Consider the following 25,088-nt stretch of genomic DNA (forward strand, 5'->3'; position numbering starts at 1 on the left):
TTTCACCATGGCAAAAAAGAAAACGATGCAACCAAAGCTGCGGTTTAAGGATGATGAAGGAAAAGAGTTTCCGGATTGGGAAGAGAAAACGATAGAAGATGTTGCAGAAATTGTTGGCGGTGGAACTCCAGATACCACAAAAGCCCAATACTGGAGTGGAGATATTCAATGGTTCACACCAACAGAGTTGAAGCGCAAATATGTTGAACGAAGTAATAGAACAATTTCGTTGGAAGGGTTAAAGAATTCTTCAGCTAAACTGTTGCCAAAAGGAACACTTTTATTGTCAACACGAGCTACGATTGGAGACATAAGTATTGCGCTGAAGGAATGCACTACCAATCAAGGATTTCAATCGTTGATAGTAAATGAAAAAAATTATAATGAGTTCATTTATTACTGGATACTTAATAACAAAAACCTTTTCTTAGAAAAAGCTAAAGGCTCAACATTCTTGGAAATTGGTAAGGGCGAAGTGAAGCGCCTTCCCATTCAAATACCAAGTTTCTATGAACAAAAGAAAATTGCGGATTTCTTATGTGCCATTGACGAAAAGATAGACATTTTGGAAAAGGAGTTAGAAGAATTGAAGGCCTACAAAAAAGGAGTAATGCAAGCCATCTTTGCCTCTGCTTCCGATGCGACGGAGCGACGGTTAAAGATTAAGGCTTTACAAGATACGAAAAAGCATTGCTTTTTTATTCGTTTCAAAGATGAAAATGGGGTTGATTTTCCTGATTGGATTGAAAAAAGATTGGGCGAGTTGATGACTTTTAAAAACGGCATCAATGCGGAAAAACATCAATACGGCAAAGGCGTTAAGTATATCAGCGTGTTGGACATAATAAACAACAACTTCATCACATATGATAAGATAATCGGCTCGGTGGAAGTTTCAGAAAAAGAGTTTCAAATCAACGAAGTAACCTACGGTGATGTATTGTTTCAACGGAGTTCCGAAACAAGAGAAGAAGCAGGGCAGGCAACTGTTTATTTGGATGAAAGACCGGCAACCTTTGGTGGATTTGTTATCAGGGGTAAAGCCATCGCAGAATACAATCCTGTGTTTATGAATTATCTTTTGAAAACAAGTGCAGCGAGAAAAGAGATTACCGATAAATGCGGCGGAAGTACCCGATATAACATCGGACAGGAAACGCTAAAAGAAGTAAAGGTTTCTTTACCGTGTATGCAAGAACAGAAAAAGATTGCAGGCTTCATGACCGCAATTGATGAGAAAATAGATTGTTCATCCAATCAAATTCTAAACACCAAGCAATACAAACTAAGCCTGTTACAACAACTATTCAATTAATGAGTACCCAACCCGAACAGATATTAGAAGACAACTTGGTAAAGCAATTGGGCTTATTGGGTTACGGCATCGTTACCATCAAAGACGAGCAAGGGCTTTTAAAAAACCTGCAAGCGCAATTAGAAAAGCACAACGGCATCAAGCTTTCCGACAAAGAATTTGCGCAGGTCCTAAATAAACTGAACAAAGGCAACGTGTTTGAACGGGCCAAAATTCTTCGGGATAAAGTCCTCTACATAAAAGACAACGGCGATGCCGGTTACCTTGAACTGCTGAACATGGAACATTGGTGTCAAAACCAGTTTCAAGTAACAAGGCAGGTAACAATGGAAGGGAGCTACAAGAACCGCTACGATGTTACGCTGCTCATTAATGGCCTTCCACTGGTGCAAATAGAACTCAAGCGCAGAGGGCTGGAACTTAAAGAAGCCTTTAACCAAACATCCCGCTATCAACGCCACTCCTATACGTCGTCTCATGGGCTGTTTCAATACATTCAACTCTTTGTCATCTCCAATGGCGTCAACACAAAGTATTACGCCAACAACCGCCACCAGTCGTTCAAGCAAACCTTTTACTGGAGCGATGCGGAGAACAAAACGGTCCGGCAGTTAGAGCAATTTGCAAACGTTTTCCTGGAGCCTTGCCACATCAGCAAGATGATTACCAAATACATTGTGCTGCACGAAAGCGATAAGGTATTGATGGTGCTGCGTCCCTATCAATACTACGCTACCGAAGCCATTATTGAACGGGTGAAGAACAGCACCAAGAACGGTTACATCTGGCACACCACCGGTTCGGGCAAAACACTCACGTCTTTCAAAGCCAGCCAAATATTGGTAGGCTTGCCGCAAGTACACAAAGTGGTGTTTGTGGTGGACCGCAAAGACCTCGATTATCAAACCACCAAAGAATACAACGCCTTTGCCGAAGGCAGCATAGATGGTACCGACGATACAAAAACCCTGGTGGCTCAACTAACGGGTTCCTATAAAACAGCAGACGGAAAATTAAAGAGCACAAAGCTGGTTGTCACCACCCTGCAGAAATTGAACAGCGCCATTAGCAAGAGCCAGTTCCTGGCCCGCATGGAAAAGCTGAAAGACCAAAAGTTGGTGTTCATTTTTGACGAATGCCACCGCAGCCAGTTTGGCGATACGCATAACCGCATCAAAGCCTTCTTCAACAACGTGCAGCTATTTGGTTTTACCGGCACGCCCATTTTTGCCGACAATGCGGTAAAGAATGCCCTGGGCAAACGAACCACCAAAGAACTCTTTGACGAATGCCTGCACAAATACGTTATCACCGATGCCATAAGGGACGAGAACGTGTTGCGTTTTTCGGTTGAATACGTTGGCCGCTACAAACAAAAAGAAGGCAGCGCAACGGCCCTTGACATAAAGGTGGAAGACATTGACGTTCCCGAACTGATGGAGTCGCCGGACAGGCTGGAAAAGATTACCGATTACATCATTGCCAACCACGATAGAAAAACGCACCGCCGGGAGTTTACCGCCATGTTCTGCACAAGCAGCGTGGATGCGCTCATTAAATACTACGACCTTTTTAAAAAGAAGAAGCTTGCTGGTGAACACAACCTGCGCATTGCCACCATTTTTTCGTACGGCGTGAACGAAGACGACAAAGATGCCAACGGTTATTTTCCGGAGAACACAATGATGGAAGGCGACATACCGCCTTACGGTTCGCACAGTCGTGAAAAGTTGGACGAATACATTGAAGACTACAACCGGATGTACGGCTGCAAGTACAGTACAAAAGACAACGAGAGCTTTTACAATTATTACAAAGACATATCAAAGCGGGTAAAGAACCGGGAAGTGGACATTTTGCTGGTGGTGAACATGTTTTTAACTGGCTTTGACAGCAAGTATCTGAATACATTGTTTGTCGACAAAAACCTGAAGTACCACGGGCTGATACAAGCCTATTCACGCACCAACCGCATTTTGAACGAGCAGAAATCGCAGGGCAACATTGTTTGCTTTCGCAACCTGAAAGAAGCCACCGACAAAGCCATTACACTGTTTTCCAACAAGGAGGCGATTGAGGTTATCATTATGAAGCCGTATGAAGATTACGTAAGTAAGTTCAACGAAGCGGTTAATAAACTTTACTCCATTACGCCAACCATCAACGATGTTGATGAATTGCCAAGCGAGGAAGAAGAACTGGAATTTGTAAAGGCCTTCCGTGAGCTGATGCGGCTGAAAAACATTCTGACCACGTTTGCCGACTTCAGCTTCGACAATTTAGAAATGGAAGAGCAGGAATTTGAAGATTACAAAAGCAAATACCTCGACATCCACGATAAAGTCAAGAGCAACACGGCCAAAGAAAAAGTCTCCATTCTGGACGATGTGGATTTTGAATTGGAGTTAATACACCGTGATGAAATCAACGTGGCGTACATCTTGCGCTTGCTCGCCAAATTAAAAGGCGGAACAAAGGCGCAAAAAGAACGGTACAAAAAAGAGATTGCCGATTTGCTATCCGGTGAAGTACAGTTGCGTAGCAAAAAAGAATTGATTGAAAAATTCATCAACGAAAACCTTCCCTTCATTGAAGACGACGATGAAATCGGTGATGCCTTCGAGGCCTTTTTGGATGAAGAAAAGGCAAAGGCATTAGTGCAGCTTTGCGAGGAAGAAAAGCTTTCACCGGATAAACTAAATGCGATTATTAGCGACTATCTTTTTACAGAACGTCCGCCCTTGCCAGATGACATTGTCGCCATGCTGGAAGTAAAGCCAAAAATCTTGGAGCGGAAAACTATCGTGGAAAGAGTGACGGGTAAAATTGTAAAGTTTGTTGAAACGTTTATTAACGGCATGGGCGAAGTGAGCGAGGTGAAGGTTTAAAATGTAAAGCATCGTTCGTTTTCTATGTTTCCCGTGCAACAAAAAAGTCCCTTACTGTCCCTTTTCGGCCCAAAATGGACATTGCCTTTAATCGGCCTAATAATGTTTCTATAGCCATCTCATGACAACCCCAATATTGCAGCATGATCGCTGCATCGCTGCATCATGACTGCATCATCCAGAGCACCATCACGTACACATTTCAACCGCACGCTTTTGACATGACAGATTAGGCTAAAGAACAAGGATTGTTATTTTGTCACTGTTCTTCTCTCGCTGCGTAAAATATTTTCTCGCTTTTTTCAAAACTTTTTTTGCTTCTTTTTTCTGTCCCTTTTTAACCCATTCTAACCCTTATTGACCCTTTCTAACCACTCCGTAATTGCTCCGCAATTCCTCCAACTTTTACCCTTTCTGTTTTCGCTTTGGCACGAGAAAAAAAGGCTCAGGTTTTGATGCAGGGACGCAAACAAAATCAAATCCCTATGAGTAGCAAGATCACGCAAGAAAAGTATGACCTGGTAAAAATTGAACGCCTCAAACACTACTTGGAATCAGCCGCAGAAAAAGGAAGACCCAAGTTCTATGAGGTCTTTGTCGATAACCTCAAAGCAGTGGATAAAACCAGCGACCCGGAAGCCTTTGACGAATACCTGGTTTACATGGGCGAAGACACCCGGCTGGTGAAAGTGCTCATTTATACCAGCACCGAAAGTTGTCCCCGCAACGACAAGTTCCTCTTCACGGTGACTTCTTCAGAAAAAGAAAGGGAAGAAAAAAGAAGAGGTGAATTATCCGGCATCGAAGTCGAAGAAAAAATTCATGCGGTAGTGCAACAAGAGCGGGAAAAGATGAACACCGAGCTTTTGAGAAAAGAGCTGCAAGAAACAAAGGAAGACCTTGAGGAAGCAGAAAGCTACATTGAGGAACTGGAAAAGAAGCTCGTGGAAGCACGGAACACGAAAGCGGTGCAAAAGGAAAGCCTGGGCGAAGTGGTCTCGCTAGCACTGGAAAGCATCGTTCGCCGCAATACGCATCTTTTGAGCGGCATTCCGATGATCGGACAAGGACTTGCCGGTGTGGTAGAACAGGACAACAAGCGCCTGGAAGAAACGGCCCTTCATTCACCCGAGGCCATTAAGGAGAGGAACGTAACGTTTACCAAACTATCGCCTGAAGAAAGTGCTTCTTCCAAATCCAAACCGCCATCCGTTTCCACCGAAGACCAACAAACGCTTGCGTATTTCAATTCGCTACGACAAACTTTTACGGAAAGTGAACTTTTACAAGTACTGGACATCATTGCCCTTCTCTCGGAAGACAAAGACAATATTGCCTCCGTAGTGGACCTTTTGCAACGTGAAGACGACAGCGAAGAAAGCGATGCCGCTGCCTTTACGCCTTCACAACAAGGAGCCAACTTTTAAAACATCCATCCCTTTAAAAAACTAAACGACTTGTCATGAAACAAGACTTCACGATACCCATTACTGTAAAGGCTTATAGCCGAAAAGAAGCCGAGGCCAAAATCAACGTGCTTTTGCAAGGCAGTGCGTTTATCAAAGATTTCAACGTGCCCGATCTCGCAGGAGCAATCATCACCCATTTTGTTTGGGCGAAGCTTGGCGAAACAGCCAATAAAATACGGCTGGAAAAGTTGCAAGCAGCTGCACACCTCAAAGCCGAAAGACCGGTTGCGTCCATTCGTTTTGGGCTTAAACCGGCAGACAGCTCAATGCCGGTAAACAGCGGAAAATAAACCTTATTTCAATTGATAATCAACAAATTGTATTTTAGTCAAATCAAATCCTATGGAAAACGATATTGAAAATGAAAAACATGAAAGCTTGCTGAACGAGTACAGAAGCTTTGAAGAATTTAAAGCCATGAATAATGAGCAAATTTTAGAAATAGATCAGTTCTTACGGTTGTATGCAGAAGTGGTTTACAACTGTTTTGGCAGGCTTCAACAAAAAGCAAAAGTGATACATATAGACCATGACCAAGTAAGTTTAAGTGCCGCATAATAAATGATACCCTTATGAATGATTTAGTCTTCTTCGAACAATTTGCAAGAGGCAAGAAAGCGCAAACGGTGCGTAGCTCTAATTGTGTTATTTACACCCGTGTTTCCACCAAAGAGCAGGCCGACAACAACATGAGCCTGGAAACACAAAAACGGGCTTGTGAGCAGTTTGCAAGTAAGCAGGGTTATAATATCATTGGTTATTTCGGTGGCACGTACGAGAGCGCCAAAACCGATGAACGAAAGGCGTTCAACAGCATGCTTGCCTATGTGAAGAAGTGCAAAGAGAAAGTCTCCTACATTATCGTGTACAGTGTTGATCGCTTTAGCCGCTCAGGTGCAAACGCCATTTACATTACCGAGCAGCTAAAACGGGGCGGCATTACGGTGCAATCCGTCACGCAACCAACCGATGCCACGACCGCCAGCGGCAGCCTTCAACAAAACATTCAGTTCATTTTCTCAGAGTACGACAACCAACTTCGAAGAGAGAAGTGCATGGCGGGTGTACGGGATGCGCTGCTAAGAGGCGAATGGGTTTCGAAGCCTCCAATCGGTTACAGCACAATCAGAGAGAACGGCAAGCGAAAGATTGTGGTGAACCAAACAGGCAAGCTGCTTCGCAAAGCTTTTCTGTGGAAAGCGAACGAGAAAGTATCCAATGAGGAGGCAAGGCTAAGGCTGAACGCTTTGGGCCTCAAACTTCCTGACCAACGCATTTCCGACATCTTTCGCAATCCTTTTTACTGCGGATTGCTCGTCCACAATTCACTTGAAGGACAAGTATTGGAAGGGAAGCATGAAAAGCTGGTTTCAAATGAGGTATTTCTAAAAGTCAACGAAGTGCAGGCTGCCAACCCGCACGGATACAAGATGACGGTAGAAAATGAGAGCATCTCGCTCAAGCGCTTTATCCGCTGCGAAAAGTGCGGTAAACACATGACGGGCTACTTAGCTCACAAGAACCAAAAGTTCTATTACAAGTGTCGGACAAAAGGGTGTGGGGTGAACAAAAGAGCCGATGACCTGCACCCGCAGTTTACTAAACTATTAGAGGATTATACCATTCCTCTTTCTGAAGGGCTGACGCACTTTATCAAGAAATACACAATAGAGGCCTTTAAAAAACTAAACGAACAGAAAGAAGTAGATACAGTGACGATGGAGAAGCAGGTAGAAGAGTTGGGACGAAAGCTCAACCGGCTGGAAGAACGCTTCATTGAAGAAGAGCTCACCAAGGAAATGTACCTGAAATACTCGGAGAAAGCAAAGGAGGAAAGGCGGGAAATTGAGCGGCAACTAGCCAAGTCCAAAAACGGGTGTTCGAACCTGGAAAACGTAATTGAATCGGCCCTTGATTTTGCCTCCAAATTCAAGCCCCTGTGGGATTTGAGCGATTACTGGGACAAGCAAAAGCTTCAGTTCATGCTGTTTCCGGAAGGAATCTATTACGATAAGAAAAAAGATGCTGTTCGAACCGCAAGAGTGAATTCTGTCTTCCTCTACATGCGGCGCCTGGCAAGGCTTTCAGAGAAAAAGAAAAGCGGGGAAGGCAAACCAAATTTGCACTTCCCCGCTTCGGTGGAGGACAACGGAGTCGAACCGATGACCTCTTGCATGCCATGCAAGCGCTCTAGCCAGCTGAGCTAGTCCCCCCTACCTCGACAAGGCCGCAAAAATAAGTGTTGAACAAATATGGATGGTATAAAAATTTTAGTGGACTGCTAAAATCCTGTTTTATGCAAAAAGGCGGCAAGGCAAAAAAGATTCGCAAGGCGCAATCGCAGCGAATGCCCGGCATTGAAGAAAAGATGGATCCCAAACCGCTTTCCCTAAAACCACAACCTTCAAAGAAACTGGCGGGCAAAGTAGCCCTCATCACCGGCGGCGACAGCGGCATCGGCCGCGCGGTGGCTTTGCTCTTTGCCGAAGAAGGCGCAGACATAGCCATTGCTTACCTGAATGAAGATGAAGATGCCTTTGAAGTACAGCGAATCGTGGAAGAAGAATTCGGACGCTCCTGTCTGCTGATTGGAGGTGACATGCGCAAAGAGCGGCATTGCAAAAAAATTGTGGACAGAACTATAAAGGAGTACGGCAAGCTTGACATCCTGGTGAATAATGCGGCCACGCAAACCGAGCAAAAATCGTTGACCGATATTACGGATGAGCAACTCTATGAAACCTTTGAGACCAACATTCTCTCCATGTTTCGTATCACCAAATTTGCGCTGCCGTATTTGAAAAAAGGTTCCTGCATCATCAACACCACATCGGTAACGGCTTACCGCGGCAGTCCTTCGCTGATTGATTATTCGGCCACCAAAGGAGCCATCTTAACCTTTACCCGAAGCTTGTCGGGGAACCTTGTGGACAAAGGCATTCGCGTGAATGCCGTGGCGCCGGGACCCATTTGGACGCCCTTGATTGTCGGCTCTTTCAACAAAAAGAAAGTATCAACCTTTGGTAGCGATGTGCCCATGAAGCGTGCCGGTCAACCCGCCGAAGTGGCCACTTGTTATTTGTTTCTTGCTTCTGAAGATGCATCGTACATCACCGGGCAAGTGCTGCACCCAAATGGCGGAGAGATTGTGAACGGATAGATTTTTGCACAAATGAAATTTCTGGATCTTGTTTACCGGTTTGCTTGTCTTTTACTCTTGTGATAAATAGGTGACAAAATCCAGGAGTTTTACTTGCGCCTTTCTAAAATCTTCTTCGTTTTTTATCAATTCAAAATCACACAAAAACTTCGGATCATCAATTTTGGTAACATAACGAACGGTAATACTTTTCACGTGCGAACAATCGGTACGAACAATTAGCACAGTATGTGCAGCCCGAACGGTATCAACTGCATTGCAAGCCGGCTTTTGGTCAATAAATTTTGCCGCTTTTACAGAAGCGTCAATCACAGCTTTTAAATCAGACGTGTAAATGGGGAAATGTCGCGAGAGGTACTGTTCCATCGAAAATTCGGTAGCGGGGCGGGGCGGTTTTTTCCCGTTCATGTCAAGTACCAGCAAGGACAGCGGTGCCGGGTGCGACAGCGTGATGCTGCAAAGCAACAAGAATAATTTCATGGTTGTGGTTTGGTGAGTAAACGAATTGGTTTGTCGGACCTTTCCTTTAAGTTAAAATAGTTCGCAAGAAACCGCAACGGAATTTACACAACCGTAACGCGTCAAGACGAATATGAATTGGCCCACCAATTTGATTTCGCAAATTCACACTTCAAGGGAGAAATTAAATAAACCGCCTGCCTGCGGCTTTTCACCAAAACTTTCAAGAATAATGATAGACGGCAAATGGCTACATCAAAACGATTCGGCCGCACATCGCAAATATTTATTGCGTCCCGGATTTGGCTCTTCTTCCCTGCAAAATTTTGTAGAACGAACGGCTGCGAATTTCTTCTATCGTTAAACCCGTCGCCGTTGCTTCTTCTTCGGTGATAGCGCCGCAATTCAAAGCTTTTAAAAAGAAATTGAGCAAGCCCTGGCCGGTTGCGGCATCGTCGAAAATATCTTTGGTTAATGTGGAGATAGCGGCCCGTTCAACAAAGGTTTTCAAGCGAAACACCGCATCGTCGTAACTGCTTAAAAAGAAATTGTACGTAGCGGCATAACGCATGGGCAACTGCGCAGGGTTTAAGTCCCAGCCTTGGTACAAACCGTTGATGAGCGAATGCATTGTGTGGTTGAAACAAATGCGCCAACCGTTGTGAACCGCTTCACGGTTTTCAGTTAGTTGTTCGTACGTCAGGTTATCGCCTCTGTGCGGACCAATCGGCATTACGTTCGTAGCGCCGTCCGATAAAAAAATGCCGGTGTGTGCCAACGCAACTTTCGTCATGTGATGTGCAAAATCGCAAACGGGATGTGCCATCGTTTGATACTTGGCCGTGATGCCAGCCGAAGCCGTATAATCATACGTTCCGAAGTGTGCCGCGATAAGACGTCCCTCGCCTGCACGAACGATGCGCATGAGCGGATTGCGGCCTTCTTCGTCCATGATGATTTGCGTGGCTTCCACCATCGTTTCCATCTTCAGCGAATGCGGCGGAAGGTTGTTTGCCTGTTCCAGCATTTCCATCAACCGGACCATCGTTGTTACCTGCTCTGTGATCGTGACTTTCGGCAACATCACCACAAAGTTTTCCGGTAACACGCCGCCTGTTTCCTGTAATAACGTTGAAAGAAAAATATCCAGCGTTCTTACGCCGCGATGCTTTAAATCTTCAGTAAAAGGTTTGATGCGAATGCCGATGAAAGGGGAAACCGTTTTGTTCTTCATTCCAATCGCCAATTCTTTTGCAGCAGCAACGGCTGTTGAGTCTTCTTCATCATCGGGACGATTGCCAAAGCCGTCTTCAAAGTCAATGCGAAAATCTTCTACCGGCTCCGTTTTTAGTTTTTGAATGATTTTGTTGTACACAGAATAAGCCAGCCAACCGGGCTCGCTTTGGCGTTCTTCTTTTGAAATCTTTTTCAGCTTATTCCCCAATCGTTCAATCTCGCTTCCGGTGTGCGGAAGGTGTTCATAGCCTTGCAGCTTCAACAAATTTGCGAGCACTGCAAAATTGGGCGCATAGGATTGCAAACCGCGAAGCGCAATCTCGCCCATGCGAATGCAGGTATCCGATTTAAATAAGTTAGCACCGCCGTAAACCGTGTGCACGGGCTGACGATCGGGTTTGTCGCCCGGATAGGTTTTTTGAAATTTAAGATTGGCAACACTTAACTCGTTAAGCAACGTTTGTTTTGCTTCTTCCTGGATGCTGAATTTCATAAGCGATGAAAATTTAAGAGCCACGGTAAGTAGAATAACCGAAGGGGTTTAAAAGTAAGGGTACGTGATAATGCTCGTTGTCTTGAACGTCGAAAACAATCTCAACGAAGGGATAAAACGTTATAATGTGTTGTTTCTCGAAATAATCTTTGGTTTCAAAACGTAGCTTGTAAATACCGGTTTCGAGCAAAGAATCTTTGCGCAACAAATCGGTAACGCGACCGTCGTTATTGGTTGCGCCGCGTGCAATTTCCGCCCACGCATCGTTGCCACTGTACAAAACAACGGTAACGCCACTCGCGGGTTTGCCTTTGCTCGTATCTAAAATATGTGTTGTGATTTGGCTCATGCTAAAAGTTTCTCCAGTCGAAGTTTGGTGATCCTGGCTTGCTCGGCCGCAGCAATCTTAATTTCTTCTTCTTTGCTGTTGGGCAATCGTGTTTTTAAAATCTGCAGCATCTCATCGGCTGATTTACCCGTTGCGCACACGATAAAGATATAGCCAAACTTCGCCTCGTATTCACTGTTGCCTTTGGCTAATTCTTCAATGATATGTTGCGAGGCTTGTTGCACCGAAGATTGTTCGCCGGAAGCCCATTTTGCGGTGGCCGCAAACTTTTCTTTGAGCGAATTAACGTCTCCAATTTTTGGATGATGGGTAAACGCTTCGAGCCAATCTTTTTTGGTTAAGCCATTCCAAACTTCATCTCCGCTTTGAAGCAAAATATCTTCATCCAAAAATGGAAAGGCCGCATTCATCTTTTCAACCCAAGCTTCCGCGCCACAGCATTTGCGGAGTTCGTTTTTGCGTTGTTCGCTTGGTAAATTATTTAACTCGGTTAAAGTCATGTTTGCAACAGGTGAAATGTAGAGTGATGTTCTGAACGTACAAGAGTGCGACGCAACAGAAGCTTAATAGTTAGACGAACCTCTGGCTCATCATTCTACTCTTTTATCTTTCCCCACAACCGCATTCTGCTTACACCGCCATCCGGAAAAATGGAAAGACGCACATGCGTAAAAGCATCTTTACTTAGAATTTCTTTTTCAAAATAATGTTCGTGATCGGCCTGCAGTTTGGTTTGCGGAAGAATGGTTGTCCATTCAACTTCACCGTTGTTGATGTTGCGTTCATCGTTGCTTGAAAGATTATATCCTTCAAGCAAACAACTGTCGGGATAATTGCCTTTGAAATGCGCTGTGTCAATCAAAATTTTTTCAATAACACCTTTGTGCGCAAGTCGAACAATCACCCAGTCACGATTGTTTGGCGTGCGGTTTCTTTTCGTCTCCCATCCGTCGCCCATGTTCACACCGCGGCCCGGCATAATCAAGTTATCCATGTGTGAAAAAAACATATCGTTGCACAAAATGGATTTTGCGCCATTAACCGCTGCGGCTAAATCAACGACTTCATTTTTATCAACAGCGCTCCAATCTTTGAAGACCTCGCCGTAGACTTTTAATCGAGCCACGCCGCCATCGGGATAAATGTTCAGTCGAAGATGCGTGTAAATGTTTTTATCAACGATCTCATAAAAGTTTTGCGAACCCGGTTGCAGGGGCGATTTGGGAAGAATCTCTTTCCACGCTGCATTTTCTACATCGTCGTTCGATGAAAGATTGCAGGCCTCAATGGAAGCAAAAGGCGGATGATTGCCAAGGAAATGATTCGTATCGATATCAACGCCGTGAAGCCTTCCCGATGTTGCCAGTTGAATGATGCACCAATCGTGACCTGGTGTTCTCTTGCGGCGGCTCTCCCAACCGTCCATCCATTTACCGCGGTCGGTGTATTTATCGGGAATGAAAATGCCGCGGCCTTGTTTCAACAAGTTTTCTTTTTCGGCAAAAAAATCATCGCTGCAAAGAATGGCTTTGCCGCCGAGTCGTTCTGCGGCTAGGTCAGTGAGTTTGGTAAAAGCTGGTTGGTCGGTTGTCGTCATTCGTGAGAATTATGTTTGATGATGTGTCCGCAATTTAGCTGCATCTTTCCCTTGTCAAAAACCATTGTGCCGTTCAAATAGGTTTGCTTCACAACGCCAAACAATTCTCTTCCAAGATAGGGCGTCACTTTGTGTTTGTGATGAATAATGTCCTCCGTCACAACAAAACTTTCTTCCGGGTTCCAAACAATCAAGTCGGCGTCGTAGCCTTCGGCAATTTCTCCTTTTCTTGTTTGTTGCCCAATCAACTTTGCGGGGTTAGATGAAAGCCACCTGCAAATATCGTTCGGCGTAATGCCCCGTTGCTTTGCGGCCGTCCACAAAACAGGCAAGGCAAATTGAATGGAAGCAATGCCGCCCCAGGCTTTGGTGAAATCACCGCTTTGCAATTCTTTTAATTCAGGCGTTGCGGGGGAGTGGTCGGTGGCGACAAAATCAATAACACCTTCCTTTAACGCTCCCCATAACTGTTCGTTGTTTTCTCGTTCGCGAATGGGTGGTGCGCATTTAAAGGCCGTTGCGCCGTCGGCAATTTCTTCAGCGCAGAAGAATAAATAATGTTGCGCTGTTTCTACCGTGAGCGGCAGTCGTTTCTCTTTTGCTTTTTTAATTTGTTCAATTGAATCAGCCGAAGAAAGATGCACAATGTGGGTTCGGCAATTGAATTCTTCGCACAATCGAATCATCAACGCAATGGCATCGTCTTCCCACTGCTTCGGACGAGACGCAACGTATTCTTTATACGATCTTCTGTCTCTCGTCATTCCTCCTCTGTCATCCGTCAATTCGCAATGAACCAACAGGGGTAAATTATGTTTTGCGATGATCGGCATGGCCTTTCGCAAATCGTATTCTGTTACGTTTGGAAAATCATCAATGCCCGAATGCGTTAGAAAAGCTTTAAAGCCAAGCACGCCTTTTTCTATTAGTGGCTCAATCTCCTTTTCATTGCTTGGAACAATGCCGCCCCAAAAGCCGCAGTTCGTGTGCAGATTTTTTCTGGCCGCTTCAATCTTATCCTCAAAAGCTTTTGCCGTTGTGGTAACGGGAGAGGAATTGAGCGGCATATCCACAAGCGTCGTAACACCACCAGCAATCGCAGCTTTCGTTGCCGTGTCAAATCCTTCCCATTCGGTTCGCCCCGGTTCGTTGATGTGAACGTGCGGGTCAATCACACCGGACATCACAACATCGTTGCCGCATTCAAGCATTTCAATCGCAGCCTCCGGACGATTTTTATTCACGTTTTTAATCACGCTATCCTTTACCCAAACAAAAGCTTCCGCTTCACCATTCGGCGTTATTACGCGTTTGCTATGAAGAATAAATTCGTTCACAAGAATTAGAAAGGCTACTAAAATAGAAAACTATGTTTTACATTAACAACCTTTATTAAAAGCTGCCATGCTGTTGACGTTTTGCATACTTGTTTTATTCGGCGCTTTGTTCATGCTTGTGCTGCTAACTTATCGGCTGCGTGCACTGGAAAAAGCAAAAGCCATCGGCGAAGAAGAAGAACATACCGAGAAACGGTTTGGATTCATCTACGCAGCCATCGTGCTCGTCATCATTCTAACGCTACTGCTTTTTTATTTTGCCGTGAAGGGAACGCTATGGGAAGGACACCTGATGGAATGGCTAAATATTGTTATTCGTGTCATGCACATTACGTTTGGCATTGCGTGGATCGGCGCTTCGTTTTATTTTGTTTGGCTGGAGAATGCACTCAACCGCACAGATAACGTAAGAGAAGAACTGGCTGGAAATCTTTGGGCGGTGCACGGCGGCGGTTTTTATTATTTGGAAAAATACAAGGTTGCGCCAACGGAAATTCCAAAGACTTTGCACTGGTTTAAATACGAAGCCTATTTCACCTGGCTTTCAGGATTTACGTTATTGTTCGTTGTTTACTATTTCAACGCACAGGCTTTTTTGATTGATAAAAATGTGCTTGACATTAGCCCGGTAACGGCTATATCAGTCGGCATCGGTTCATTTGTCGTCGCATGGATTATTTATGATCTTCTTTGTCGAACGCCATTACTGAAAAAAGGTTATTGGTTTGCATTATTGGGATTCGTTTTATTATCCGGCTTCGCTTATTTCTATGCACACGTTTTCAGCGGACGTGCGGCCTACATCCATTTCGGCGGCATGATTGCTACGTTGATGGCGGGCAATGTTTTCTTTGTCATCATTCCTTCGCAAAAGGCAATGGTAAAATCGGCGAAGGAAGGCGCGCCGTTGAATCCCTGGTTGGGCAAATACGCAGGACTGCGTTCGCTGCACAACAATTATTTTACGTTGCCCGTGTTGTTTGTGATGGTGAGCAACCATTTCCCGAGTACGTTCAGTTACGGACAACCGTGGTTGATTTTAATGATCGTTTCGCTGGGCGCAGCAGGCATCAAGCATTACCTGAATTTAAAAGAGCGGGGACAATTAAGCATTTGGGTAATGCCGGTTTCAGTCTTGATTTTGTTAGGCGCTGCGTTTATGACCGCTCCGCAAAAGGCAACAGGTGAATGCAAGTCGGATGTGAGCATGAGCCAGGTTTATGCCATTGTGCAAAAGCGTTGCGTGGCTTGCCATGCTACAAAGCCGACTGATGATGTAATTACGGCTCCGCCGAATGGTGTGGTATACGAAACGCCACAGGACATCATTAAACTAAAAGATAAAATCATGCAGCGGGTAGTGGTGACGAAGACGATGCCGCAGAACAATAAAACCGGCATGACGGAAGAAGAACGAAACTTTGTTCGATGCTGGATTGAGCAAGGAGCAAAGCCCTGACACGCCTCAAATTTTCTTACATTTAATTACAAGAAAACGTCGCATTTGATACGCTTTATTTTAAACGAAAAAGAAGTTGCTACGAACTTGCCGTCGGGAACCTTGTTGCTTGATTATATCCGTTATCACCGTCACCTGATGGGTACGAAGATTGGTTGCCGCGAAGGCGATTGTGGTGCCTGCACGGTATTGATTGGCGAAATCAAAAACGATCAAGTGGAATACAGTGCTGTAACAAGTTGTCTTACTGCCCTGGCCAATGTACAAGGCAAGCACGTGGTAACAATCGAAGGATTGAACGGCGATGGATTAAACCCTATTCAACAAGCCATGAGCGACGAATCGGCAACACAATGCGGATTTTGCACACCGGGTTTTGTTGTATCGCTGGCTGGATTTTGTTTGAGCAATGATGACCACGACCAACAGACGGCGTTGGCTTCTATCAACGGAAATATTTGCCGCTGTACCGGTTATAAATCAATTGAACGTGCCGCCACAAAAGTTTCGGGACTAATGCAAAAAAAAGGCGACGAGCTGGCTATTGATTTTGTCATTGGAAATAAAATTTTACCGGCTTATTTCAAAAACATCAAAGCAAGATTAAAGAGCCTGCCAACCAATGGTCAACAGCTAACCACCAAAGGCCAACGCTTCCTCGGTGGCGGCACTGATTTATACGTACAGCAACCCGAGGCAATGGTAGAAGCCTCCATCGTTCCCTTGGTGTTAAAAGAAGAATTGAAGCGAATTGTCGTTGATGAGAATACTTGCCGGGTTGGCGGTGCCGTTACGGTTTCGCAGATTGTTTCTTCGCCTTTCTTTCAAAAACATTTTCCCGACATTCAAAAATTCATCAAGCTTGTTTCGTCAACACCCATCCGAAATATTGCAACGATTGGCGGAAACCTTGTGAACGCATCACCCATCGGCGATCTCACGATTTTCTTTCTGGCGCTTGACGCACAAATTGTTTTAAACGATGGTGCAAGGGAACGCAAAGTTGATTTGAAGGATTTTTACAAAGGCTATAAAACTCTGGACAAAGAAGCAAATGAATTCATCAAAGAAATTTCTTTCGTTCTTCCCGGTTCGCAGACTTTTTTCAACTTCGAAAAAGTAAGCAAGCGAACGCACCTTGATATTGCTTCGGTAAACAGTGCCGTTAAACTTGAACATGCGAACGGAACGATTTTAAAAGCGCATCTTTCAGCCGGTGGTGTTGGCCCAGTCCCGATGTACTTAAATAACGCTTCCAATTTTTTGACGTATAAAGAAGTAACGGAAGATTTAGTATTTGACACAATTGAGATTGCGCTGCAGGAGATTTCTCCGATCAGCGATGTTCGCGGTTCAGCAGAATACAAACGGTTGTTGCTCGGGCAGTTAATCAAGTCGCATTTTTTACAAGCCTTTCCATCGTTGTCAATCGATGTTTTAGTGCAAGGATCTAACCATCGTTAGCCGTATGTCGTCAACATATACACAGATATACATACAGGTTGTGTTTGCCGTAAAAGGGCGGCACTCGCTGATTCATTCTGACTGGGAAGAAACGCTGTATCGTTACATTACTGGAATTGTCAAAGCCAAGGAGCAAAAATTGCTTGCGATAAATGGCATGCCCGACCACGTTCATCTTTTTATTGGGATGAAGGCTAATTGCAATTTATCGGAATTGGTGCGGGAAGTAAAGAAGGCGTCAAACGGTTTTATTCGTGAACAAGGGTTTTGCCGCAGGTTTTCCTGGCAGGAAGGATTTGGCGCATTCAGTTACGGACAATCGCAGGTAAATGATGTGATAAAATACATCAACAATCAAAAAGCGCATCACCGGCAGACAAGTTTTCATACAGAATACTTGGAATTGTTGAAACGGTTTGAAATAGAATACCAGAAAGACCGGTTGTTTGAATGGATTGAATGAAGATGTGCATGGCAAGAAATCATGCATAAAAATGTATGACCCGAAGGGTCACATGTTTGTAGAATAATACATAGAGCGATGATTCGACTCGAAGAGTCGTATAATTTTTGGTGCGACTCTTCGAGTCGGGTAATATACATCGACATGCTTCTATAAACATGCGACCCTTCGGGTCAGGATTAGATGCAACGAAAACAATGTGCGCTAACCGAAAACATTTTTGAATGAAAAATATTGACAGCTTTACGCACGTTAGGGGCAAGTCCATTTACCTTGATGACATTCCTGTTTTACAAGGAACGTTGTACGGTGCGGCTTATGGTTCGCCGGTGGCGCACGGAAAAATTACTTCGCTTGATGTAAGCGAAGCTGAAGCGATGCCCGGCGTCGTGCGCATCTTCACGGCGAAAGATATTCCCGGTGAAAACCAGATTGGCGGCATTGTTCCTGACGAACCGCTTCTCGCCGAAGGTCACGTTCATTTCAACGGTATGCCCGTAGCTTTTGTCGTGGCTGAATCGGCGGAAGCAGCGCAGGCCGCAGTACACAAAGTCAAGATAGAAATCGAACCGCTTCCGGTCATCACCGATCCGCGTGAAGCAAGAGCAAAAGGGGAGTTGATTGTAAAGCCGAGGCAATTTGTTTTGGGTGACGTTGATGCGGCATGGAGCCAGTGCGATTATATTTTTGAAGGCATTGCAGAAACGGGTGGACAAGAACATTTATACATTGAAACGCAAGGCGCTTATTCCATTCCGCTCGAAAACAATCGACAAAAAGTTTATTCGTCCACGCAAGGGCCAACGGCGGTGCAACGACACATGGCTGTTGTTCTTGGTGTGCCCATGCATCAGCTCGAAGTTGATGTAACTCGTTTAGGCGGCGGCTTTGGCGGCAAGGAAGACCAGGCAACGTTGTGGGCTTGTCTTTGCGCATTGGCAACACATCATTTAAAAAGGCCGGTAAAATATTCGTTGCACCGCATGGAAGACATGCGCATGACCGGCAAGCGCAATCCTTATTCTTCTGATTTTAAAATCGGCCTGTCAAAAGATTTGAAGATCCTCGCTTACGAAGCGGAGTTTCATCAAAACGCCGGTGCATCGGCCGATTTATCGCCGGCCGTTTTGGAAAGAACTTTGTTTCATTGCACCAATTCATACTTCATTCCGAACGTCAAAGCAACGGCGTTTAGTTGCCGCACCCATCTTCCGTCCAATACGGCATTTAGGGGTTTTGGTGGTCCGCAGGGAATGTTTGTGATCGAAAGCGCAATCGCAAAAGCGGCGGAAGAGTTGGGCATTGATAAAGCGGACATTCAGAAAGCAAATTTGCTTCGGACCGGCGATGAATTCCCTTACGGACAAAAGGCTGTTAGCGAAGCCGTAGAATGTTGGAGCAAGGCTGAATCGCTTTATGAATTGGACAAAATAAAATGCGGGATTGCTGACTTTAATTCAACGAATAAATTGTTCAGAAAAGGGCTTTCGTTAATGCCCGTTTGCTTTGGCATTTCGTTCACCAAAACATTGATGAACCAGGCAAGAGCTTTGGTGCATGTGTACACCGACGGCAGCGTTGGGGTAAGCACCGGCGCGGTAGAAATGGGGCAGGGCGTGAACACAAAAATGTTGCAGGTGGCGGCGCAGGTTTTTTCCATCAACCCCAATAAAGTAAAAATCCATTCGACAAGCACCTTTCGCATTGCCAACACTTCACCATCCGCTGCAAGTGCCACGGCTGATTTGAACGGCAAAGCGGTGCAAATGGCTTGCACCGAAATACTACAACGCTTGAAGACCCGTGCAGCCGAACGACTGCAATGCGAAGTGGGCAACATTGAAATTAAAAACGAATTTGTTTGGTTGAACGGTGCGCAAACCGACATCAGTTGGGAGAATCTTGTGCTGGATACGTACTTCAATCGCATCTCTTTATCGGAACACGCACATTACGCAACACCCGATGTTCACTTCGACGGTACAAAAGAAAAAGGCCATCCCTTCGCTTATCACGTTTACGGAACGGCCATCACCGTTGTTACGGTTGATTGCCTGCGCGGCACGTATGAATTCGATGCCGTGAAGATTGTTCATGATTTTGGTTCGAGCATGAACCCGATCATTGACCGCGGCCAAATTGAGGGCGGCCTTGTGCAAGGCATGGGCTGGATGACGATGGAGGAAATTGTGTACGACGGCGAAGGCCGCTTGCGCTCCAACGCACTTTCTACGTATAAGGTTCCCGATATCTATTCGGTGCCAAAAGAAATCGCGATTGATTATTTGCAAACGGAAAAAGATAACCTCGCCATCTTTCGTTCCAAAGCCGTTGGCGAGCCGCCGCTGATGTACGGCATCGGTGCCTTCTTTGCTTTGCGTGATGCCATCAAGGCTTTTAATCCTTCCGCGTCGCCGGCCTTCTCTGCACCTATGACACCCGAAAAAGTTTTGCTGGCACTTTATTCCAAGCCTGTCAAAGAAACCTTGCATGAAGAAGAAGTTAGCCGTGTGGCAATTGATAAGGGATAGTTTGGATGCAAACGTTCCGGTAACGTTGCTCTATGTATTGGAGAGCAACGGCAGCAGTCCCGGACGGCAAGGCTTTTTTATGGCTGTGACGGCTGTTGGAAGTATGCAAGGTTCGATTGGCGGCGGCATGATGGAGCAAAAGCTGGTGGAGAAGGCGCGGGCCAATATGCAATTGGGAACGAGCAACAGGCAAGAGGGAGAGTTAATCAAGCAAGTTCACGACAAAGCTGCGGCAAAGAATCAAAGTGGAATGATTTGTTCAGGCGAGCAAAAGGTTTGGATGTACCGGGTGCAGCAAAAAGATAAAGAAGCAATCAGCCAGGTTATTTCGTGCCTTGAAAATTTTGAAAACGCAACACTGCAAATAAATCGGGCCGGTATTTTCTTTCAGCGTTCAACTTCAGCGAAAACATTTTTCAATTTTCATAACGAAGAAGATTGGTTGTATGAAGAAATGCTCGGCTATCAAAATCATCTTTACATCATCGGCGGCGGCCATTGCTCACTGGCTTTGTCAAACCTGGTGAGCACTCTCGATTTTTACATTCACCTTTTGGATAATCGCAGCAATTTGCTGACCGTTGAACAAAACGAGACGGCACACGAAAAAATATTATTGGATGATTACAGCGAGCTTTCTCCCTTGATTCAATCCGGTAATAACAATTATGTTGTGGTGATGACTTTTGGTTACCGCACCGATGATATTGTAGTGAGAGCTTTGCTGGATAAACAATTTAAATACTTCGGACTACTTGGAAGCAAGGCCAAAATTCAAAACATGTTTGAGACTTACCGCAGCGAAGGAATTGACGAAAAATTCCTGCAAAGTATTCATGCACCCGTCGGCCTTCAAATCAAAAGCGAAACGCCTGAAGAAATTGCGGTGAGTATTGCGGCTGAACTGATCAAAGTAAAAAATGCTCCGCCGCAGCATAACGCTTAACTTCCCTGAAACAAAATTTCCTTTTGTCTTCTCCCGCACAATTAAAACGAACGCTTACCCCAACCTTGCTTTGGGGACTTGGTGTTGGCTACGTCATCTCCGGCATGTATTTCGGGTGGAACCTTGGTTTGGAGAAAGGCGGTACGTTGGGCATGGCCATCGCTACGTTTTTTATCATCATTCTTTACGTCTGCTTCACCTTCAGTTATGCCGAACTGGCTTGCGCCATTCCAAAAGCCGGCGGTGCATTTGATTACGCCAAACGTGCGTTGGGAAAAGATCTTGGCTTCATCACCGGCATGGCCCAAAACATTGAATTCATTTTTGCGCCACCAGCCATTGCCTTTGCCATTGGCGCATATTTCAATTTGTTCTTTCCGCAAATTCCGGTTGTTGCCATTGCTGTTTTTGCTTACGGCCTATTTACGCTATTGAATATTTTAGGCGTCAAAGCCGCAGCAACGTTTGAATTGATCATCACCGTTCTTGCCGTTGGCGAACTGCTCTTGTTTAGCGGCATTACGCTTCCGCATTTTCAATGGCATAATTTAAAGACAGAAGCTTTCCCAAATGGTTGGCGTGGCGTGGCGGCAGCGGTACCATTTGCCATTTGGTTTTTCTTGGGCATCGAAGGCGTAGCCAACGTAGCCGAAGAAGCCATCAACCCGCAGCGAACGATTTTGAAAGGCTTTGGTTCGGCCATTCTTACGCTTGTTGTTTTATGCGTTCTGACTTTTGGTGCTTCCGTTGGTGTGAACGGATGGCAAGCGATTGTTTACAAAGACGGTGCAACTTCCGATTCGCCGCTACCGCTTGCACTGGCAAAAGTGGCCGGCAGGAGCGGCTTGTTTTATCATCTTTTAATCACCGTTGGTTTGTTTGGTTTGGTGGCTTCTTTTCACGGCTTGATACTGGCAGCAGGACGTTCTACTTTTGAATTCGGCCGTGTGCGTTTTGCGCCTTCTTTTTTAGGAAAGGTTCATCCGCGAACTAAAACGCCGGCCGCCGCTTTGCTGGTGAACATGCTCATCGGCATCGTGGCTTTGCTCACGGGTAAGACGGATCAAATCATTACCGTATCGGTATTTGGTGCGCTTACGCTTTACATTCTTTCAATGATTTCTTTATTGAGATTAAGGAAATCAGAGCCGTCTCTTGAGCGGCCTTTTCAAGTGCCGTTATATCCCCTGTTGCCGATTGTGGCACTGGTCATCGGCCTTCTTTCTTTTGTTGCCCTTTGCGTTTACAACCTAACCTTGTGCGGAATTTATTTCCTGGTTTTGCTTCTAAGCTTCGCCGCGTTTAAATTGTTTGCGAGGCAAAAAGAAGAAGTCATCATTGGCCGCGCAGAAAGCTTGTTACCTTAGTGGTAGCGACGATTTAGAAACCCACAGCCCTTGTTAAACCATGAACAAGAACGAAATCATTCAATACGTAAAAGGCCATCCATCCGGAAAAGTAAAAATTGCTTTCGCGGATATCGACGGCATTCTTCGCGGCAAATACATTTCGGTAGAAAAATTTTTGGCAGCAATTGAAAGCGCCACCGGTTTTTGCGACGTGGTGTTCGGTTGGGATGCATCGGACCTTGCGTACGACAACGCGAACTATACCGGCTGGCACACTGGTTACCCCGATTGTCCCGCACAAATAGATATCAATACATTTCGGAAGATTCCCTGGGAAAACGATGTTCCTTTTTTCCTTGGTGATTTCTTGGCTGCGGATGGTAAACCTTCATCGGTGTGTCCGCGACAATTGCTAAAAAAAGTTTTGCATGATGCCGAAGCACTTGGCTTCACACCTTCGTTTTCGCAGGAATTTGAATGGTTCAATTTTACGGAGACGCCACAGACTGCAAACGAGAAAGGTTTTCGGGATTTAACGCCGCTCACACCGGGCATGTTTGGTTACTCCGTTCTGCGCAGCACGCTGAACAATCCTTTCTTTACGGATTTATTTGAACTGCTAAAAAAATTCAACGTGCCGCTCGAAGGTTTGCACACCGAAACCGGACCGGGTACATACGAAGCAGCCATTGTTTACAGCGATGTTTTAGAAGCTGCCGACAGAGCTGTGTTGTTCAAAACAGCGGTGAAAGAGATTGCCTACAAACACGGCGTGATGGCCACGTTCATGGCAAAGATCAGCGAGAACCTTCCGGGTTGCGGCGGTCACGTTCATCAAAGCTTGTGGAAGAAGGATGCGAATGTTTTTTACGACGAGAAGGATGCGCAAAAAATGAGCGAAACAATGAAGCGCTACGTTGCCGGGCAATTGCATTGCCTTCCTTTTGTCTTGCCCATGTTTGCGCCAACCATCAATAGTTACAAACGTTTGGTAGAAGGTGTCTGGGCGCCAACAACTTTAACGTGGGCTGTTGACAACCGCACGGTTGCCTTGCGGGTGTTGAACGGCAGTAAAAAAAGTTGCCGTTTGGAAACAAGAGTCATCGGTGCGGATGTGAATCCTTACCTCGCAATGGCCGCTTGTCTTGGCAGTGGTTTATACGGCATAAAAAATAAGCTCTCGTTACAAGCCGCAACCGTTGGCAACGGCTACCGCGATTATTCAAACGGTACATTACCAAACACGCTGGAAAAAGCAACGGCTGCCATGAAAGAATCAACCGTTGCGAAAGAAATTTTTGGTGAAGGCTTTGTTGAGCATTTTGTGCAAACGAGAGAGTGGGAGTGGAAGCAGCATTTAAAGGCCGTCACCGATTGGGAGTACAAACGCTATTTCGAAATCATCTGAACGCAAATTGAAGCCATGAACTTCGACACCGTTTATCAATACAACTTTCCGACAACCATTCGCTTTGGCGCAGGCGCCAGCAATGAGTTGGCTGACTACCTGCAAAAGCACAATCTTCTGCATCCTTTGATCGTCACCGATCCTGTAGTAGCGCAACTGGATTTTTTTAAAAAGATTGTAAAAGGCTTGGAGCGAAAAAAGCTTACGGTTGAAGTCTTTCACGACCTGCACAAAAACCCGGTAAAAAGCGACGTGTACAAAGGCACCGATGTGTACGATGCAACAGGCCGTGACAGCATTGTTGGCATTGGTGGCGGCGTTGCTTTAGACGTGGCAAGAGCAATTGTACTTCGCGTTAATCATCGCGAGGATTTGTTTAAGTACGATGATTTGATTGGCGGTGATGTTTACGTGACGAACGAGGTCCCGCATTTTATTACCATTCCGACAACTGCGGGAACTGGAAGCGAAGTAGGCCGCAGCGCCATCATTGCCGATGACGAAACGCATCAAAAAAGGATTTTGTTCTCGCCAAAGCTGCTTGCGAAAATTGTTTTTGCCGATCCGCTCCTTACAATGGATTTACCGCCTTTCGTAACAGCAGCCACCGGCATGGATGCACTTACGCACAACATGGAAGCTTTCCTGGCAAAGATGCCACACCCGATGTGCGACGGCATTGCGCTGGAAGGCATTTACCTTATTCATCAATCGTTGGAAAAAGCGGTAAACAATCCTGATCTTGAATCGCGAAGCAAGATGTTGATTGCTTCGCTCATGGGCGCCGTGGCCTTTCAAAAAGGCTTGGGTGTGGTGCATTCGCTGGCGCACCCGCTTTCAGCTTTGTTGGATACGCACCACGGTTTAGCCAACGCGGTGAACATTCCCTACGGTATGGAATTTAACGTCAAAGGCTTTGAAGAAAAGTTCCGGCGAATTGCACGAACGCTGGAACTGAAAGAAGAAAGCGGCGAAGCCGTTGTGCAATATTTGTTTGACTTAAATTCTAAAATAAATATTCCGCACAGGCTGCGCGACATTGGCGTGAAAGAGGAACACGTTGAAGTATTGGCTGACTTAGCCGAAGCCGATTTTGCTCACCCCAACAATCCCAAACCCGTAAGCCGGGAAGACTTCAGGCAGCTTTATACAAAGGCTTTGTAAG

Annotated in this window: 20 protein-coding genes, 1 tRNA gene and 1 pseudogene; 15 read left to right on the plus strand and 7 right to left on the minus strand. The window is 45.4% G+C overall.

Features of this window, described 5'->3' with window-relative positions; translation table 11 throughout:
• Window positions 1-7: 7 nt before the first annotated feature.
• The 6 genes and pseudogenes from FSB75_RS19480 to FSB75_RS22420 form a co-directional block, all read left to right on the plus strand.
• Window positions 8-1,315, plus strand: coding sequence for a restriction endonuclease subunit S (locus FSB75_RS19480; protein ID WP_146790897.1), 1,308 nt, complete (start codon window positions 8-10; stop codon window positions 1,313-1,315).
• A complete protein-coding gene (locus FSB75_RS19485; protein ID WP_146790899.1) occupies window positions 1,315-4,203 on the plus strand; it encodes a type I restriction endonuclease subunit R in 2,889 nt (962 codons plus the stop codon). Before FSB75_RS19480 ends, FSB75_RS19485 begins: the two co-directional genes overlap by 1 nt.
• A gap of 485 nt (window positions 4,204-4,688) precedes the next feature.
• Entirely contained in the window at window positions 4,689-5,630 is a 942-nt protein-coding gene (locus FSB75_RS19490) for a hypothetical protein (RefSeq protein ID WP_146790901.1), read from the plus strand.
• A gap of 35 nt (window positions 5,631-5,665) precedes the next feature.
• A complete protein-coding gene (locus FSB75_RS19495; protein ID WP_146790903.1) occupies window positions 5,666-5,962 on the plus strand; it encodes a hypothetical protein in 297 nt (98 codons plus the stop codon).
• A gap of 52 nt (window positions 5,963-6,014) precedes the next feature.
• The gene (locus tag FSB75_RS19500) at window positions 6,015-6,230 is read left to right on the plus strand and encodes a hypothetical protein (RefSeq protein WP_146790906.1); all 216 of its coding nucleotides are present in this window, start codon (window positions 6,015-6,017) and stop codon (window positions 6,228-6,230) included.
• A 14-nt stretch (window positions 6,231-6,244) separates the two neighbouring features.
• Window positions 6,245-7,063 (plus strand): annotated as a pseudogene (locus tag FSB75_RS22420) (recombinase family protein); the annotation flags it as partial.
• A gap of 748 nt (window positions 7,064-7,811) precedes the next feature.
• On the opposite strand, the gene FSB75_RS19510 reads toward FSB75_RS22420, so the two are convergent.
• Window positions 7,812-7,885: transfer RNA gene (locus tag FSB75_RS19510), tRNA-Ala, on the minus strand.
• Window positions 7,886-7,968: 83 nt separating this feature from the next.
• Between FSB75_RS19510 and FSB75_RS19515 the strand changes: the two genes are divergently transcribed.
• Window positions 7,969-8,832, plus strand: a complete 864-nt coding sequence (locus FSB75_RS19515) for an SDR family oxidoreductase (protein WP_146790908.1) — start codon at window positions 7,969-7,971, stop codon at window positions 8,830-8,832.
• A 51-nt stretch (window positions 8,833-8,883) separates the two neighbouring features.
• Here FSB75_RS19515 and FSB75_RS19520 read toward each other — a convergent pair whose 3' ends face one another.
• From FSB75_RS19520 to allB, 6 genes are all read right to left on the minus strand, one after another.
• Entirely contained in the window at window positions 8,884-9,312 is a 429-nt protein-coding gene (locus FSB75_RS19520) for a hypothetical protein (protein WP_146790910.1), read from the minus strand.
• Between the two features lie 265 nt (window positions 9,313-9,577).
• Window positions 9,578-11,020: a DUF6986 family protein gene (locus FSB75_RS19525; protein ID WP_146790912.1), complete on the minus strand. Its 1,443-nt coding sequence runs from the start codon at window positions 11,018-11,020 to the stop codon at window positions 9,578-9,580.
• A gap of 13 nt (window positions 11,021-11,033) precedes the next feature.
• Window positions 11,034-11,369 carry a hydroxyisourate hydrolase gene (gene uraH, locus FSB75_RS19530; RefSeq protein ID WP_146790914.1) on the minus strand — a complete coding sequence of 112 codons (336 nt, stop codon included), beginning with the start codon at window positions 11,367-11,369 and terminating at the stop codon, window positions 11,034-11,036.
• Window positions 11,366-11,869 carry a 2-oxo-4-hydroxy-4-carboxy-5-ureidoimidazoline decarboxylase gene (uraD, locus tag FSB75_RS19535; RefSeq protein ID WP_146790916.1) on the minus strand — a complete coding sequence of 168 codons (504 nt, stop codon included), beginning with the start codon at window positions 11,867-11,869 and terminating at the stop codon, window positions 11,366-11,368. Before uraD ends, uraH begins: the two co-directional genes overlap by 4 nt.
• Window positions 11,870-11,964: 95 nt before the next feature.
• Entirely contained in the window at window positions 11,965-12,966 is a 1,002-nt protein-coding gene (gene alc / locus FSB75_RS19540; RefSeq protein ID WP_146790918.1) for an allantoicase, read from the minus strand.
• Window positions 12,963-14,303, minus strand: a complete 1,341-nt coding sequence (allB, locus tag FSB75_RS19545; protein WP_146790920.1) for an allantoinase AllB — start codon at window positions 14,301-14,303, stop codon at window positions 12,963-12,965. Before allB ends, alc begins: the two co-directional genes overlap by 4 nt.
• Before the next feature lie 67 nt (window positions 14,304-14,370).
• On the opposite strand from allB, the gene FSB75_RS19550 reads away from it, so the two are divergent.
• From FSB75_RS19550 to FSB75_RS19585, 8 genes are all read left to right on the plus strand, one after another.
• Window positions 14,371-15,762, plus strand: coding sequence for a urate hydroxylase PuuD (locus FSB75_RS19550; RefSeq protein WP_227990667.1), 1,392 nt, complete (start codon window positions 14,371-14,373; stop codon window positions 15,760-15,762).
• Between the two features lie 45 nt (window positions 15,763-15,807).
• The gene (locus FSB75_RS19555) at window positions 15,808-17,226 is read left to right on the plus strand and encodes an FAD binding domain-containing protein (protein WP_146790922.1); all 1,419 of its coding nucleotides are present in this window, start codon (window positions 15,808-15,810) and stop codon (window positions 17,224-17,226) included.
• A 4-nt stretch (window positions 17,227-17,230) separates the two neighbouring features.
• Window positions 17,231-17,689: an IS200/IS605 family transposase gene (gene tnpA / locus FSB75_RS19560; RefSeq protein ID WP_146790924.1), complete on the plus strand. Its 459-nt coding sequence runs from the start codon at window positions 17,231-17,233 to the stop codon at window positions 17,687-17,689.
• A gap of 224 nt (window positions 17,690-17,913) precedes the next feature.
• Window positions 17,914-20,220 carry a xanthine dehydrogenase molybdopterin binding subunit gene (locus FSB75_RS19565; protein ID WP_146790926.1) on the plus strand — a complete coding sequence of 769 codons (2,307 nt, stop codon included), beginning with the start codon at window positions 17,914-17,916 and terminating at the stop codon, window positions 20,218-20,220.
• Complete coding sequence (locus tag FSB75_RS19570; protein WP_146790928.1) at window positions 20,180-21,166, plus strand: XdhC family protein; 987 nt, start codon at window positions 20,180-20,182, stop codon at window positions 21,164-21,166. The genes FSB75_RS19565 and FSB75_RS19570 overlap by 41 nt, the downstream gene beginning before the upstream one ends.
• 23 nt (window positions 21,167-21,189) lie before the next feature.
• The gene (eat, locus tag FSB75_RS19575) at window positions 21,190-22,533 is read left to right on the plus strand and encodes an ethanolamine permease (protein ID WP_146790930.1); all 1,344 of its coding nucleotides are present in this window, start codon (window positions 21,190-21,192) and stop codon (window positions 22,531-22,533) included.
• A 40-nt stretch (window positions 22,534-22,573) separates the two neighbouring features.
• Window positions 22,574-23,923 (plus strand): glutamine synthetase family protein, encoded by a 1,350-nt coding sequence (locus tag FSB75_RS19580; RefSeq protein ID WP_146790932.1) that lies wholly within the window; start codon window positions 22,574-22,576, stop codon window positions 23,921-23,923.
• 15 nt (window positions 23,924-23,938) lie between these two features.
• Window positions 23,939-25,087 (plus strand): iron-containing alcohol dehydrogenase, encoded by a 1,149-nt coding sequence (locus tag FSB75_RS19585; protein WP_146790934.1) that lies wholly within the window; start codon window positions 23,939-23,941, stop codon window positions 25,085-25,087.
• Window position 25,088 lies beyond the last annotated feature (1 nt).

The organism is Flavisolibacter ginsenosidimutans, from assembly GCF_007970805.1.
GTDB lineage: Bacteria > Bacteroidota > Bacteroidia > Chitinophagales > Chitinophagaceae > Flavisolibacter > Flavisolibacter ginsenosidimutans.

Bases quoted from the DNA above. Each gene is read 5' to 3' on its own strand.
- FSB75_RS19565 (WP_146790926.1), top strand. From the start codon at position 17,914: ATGAAAAATATTGACAGCTTTACGCACGTTAGGGGCAAGTCCATTTAC.
- FSB75_RS19585 (WP_146790934.1), top strand. From the start codon at position 23,939: ATGAACTTCGACACCGTTTATCAATACAACTTTCCGACAACCATTCGC.
- tnpA (WP_146790924.1), top strand. From the start codon at position 17,231: ATGTCGTCAACATATACACAGATATACATACAGGTTGTGTTTGCCGTA.
- uraH (WP_146790914.1), bottom strand. From the start codon at position 11,369: ATGAGCCAAATCACAACACATATTTTAGATACGAGCAAAGGCAAACCC.
- FSB75_RS19550 (WP_227990667.1), top strand. From the start codon at position 14,371: ATGCTGTTGACGTTTTGCATACTTGTTTTATTCGGCGCTTTGTTCATG.
- FSB75_RS19525 (WP_146790912.1), bottom strand. From the start codon at position 11,020: ATGAAATTCAGCATCCAGGAAGAAGCAAAACAAACGTTGCTTAACGAG.
- FSB75_RS19580 (WP_146790932.1), top strand. From the start codon at position 22,574: ATGAACAAGAACGAAATCATTCAATACGTAAAAGGCCATCCATCCGGA.
- FSB75_RS19500 (WP_146790906.1), top strand. From the start codon at position 6,015: ATGGAAAACGATATTGAAAATGAAAAACATGAAAGCTTGCTGAACGAG.
- uraD (WP_146790916.1), bottom strand. From the start codon at position 11,869: ATGACTTTAACCGAGTTAAATAATTTACCAAGCGAACAACGCAAAAAC.
- FSB75_RS19570 (WP_146790928.1), top strand. From the start codon at position 20,180: ATGAAGAAGAAGTTAGCCGTGTGGCAATTGATAAGGGATAGTTTGGAT.
- FSB75_RS19480 (WP_146790897.1), top strand. From the start codon at position 8: ATGGCAAAAAAGAAAACGATGCAACCAAAGCTGCGGTTTAAGGATGAT.
- FSB75_RS19495 (WP_146790903.1), top strand. From the start codon at position 5,666: ATGAAACAAGACTTCACGATACCCATTACTGTAAAGGCTTATAGCCGA.
- FSB75_RS19490 (WP_146790901.1), top strand. From the start codon at position 4,689: ATGAGTAGCAAGATCACGCAAGAAAAGTATGACCTGGTAAAAATTGAA.
- FSB75_RS19485 (WP_146790899.1), top strand. From the start codon at position 1,315: ATGAGTACCCAACCCGAACAGATATTAGAAGACAACTTGGTAAAGCAA.
- alc (WP_146790918.1), bottom strand. From the start codon at position 12,966: ATGACGACAACCGACCAACCAGCTTTTACCAAACTCACTGACCTAGCC.
- FSB75_RS19515 (WP_146790908.1), top strand. From the start codon at position 7,969: ATGCAAAAAGGCGGCAAGGCAAAAAAGATTCGCAAGGCGCAATCGCAG.
- FSB75_RS19520 (WP_146790910.1), bottom strand. From the start codon at position 9,312: ATGAAATTATTCTTGTTGCTTTGCAGCATCACGCTGTCGCACCCGGCA.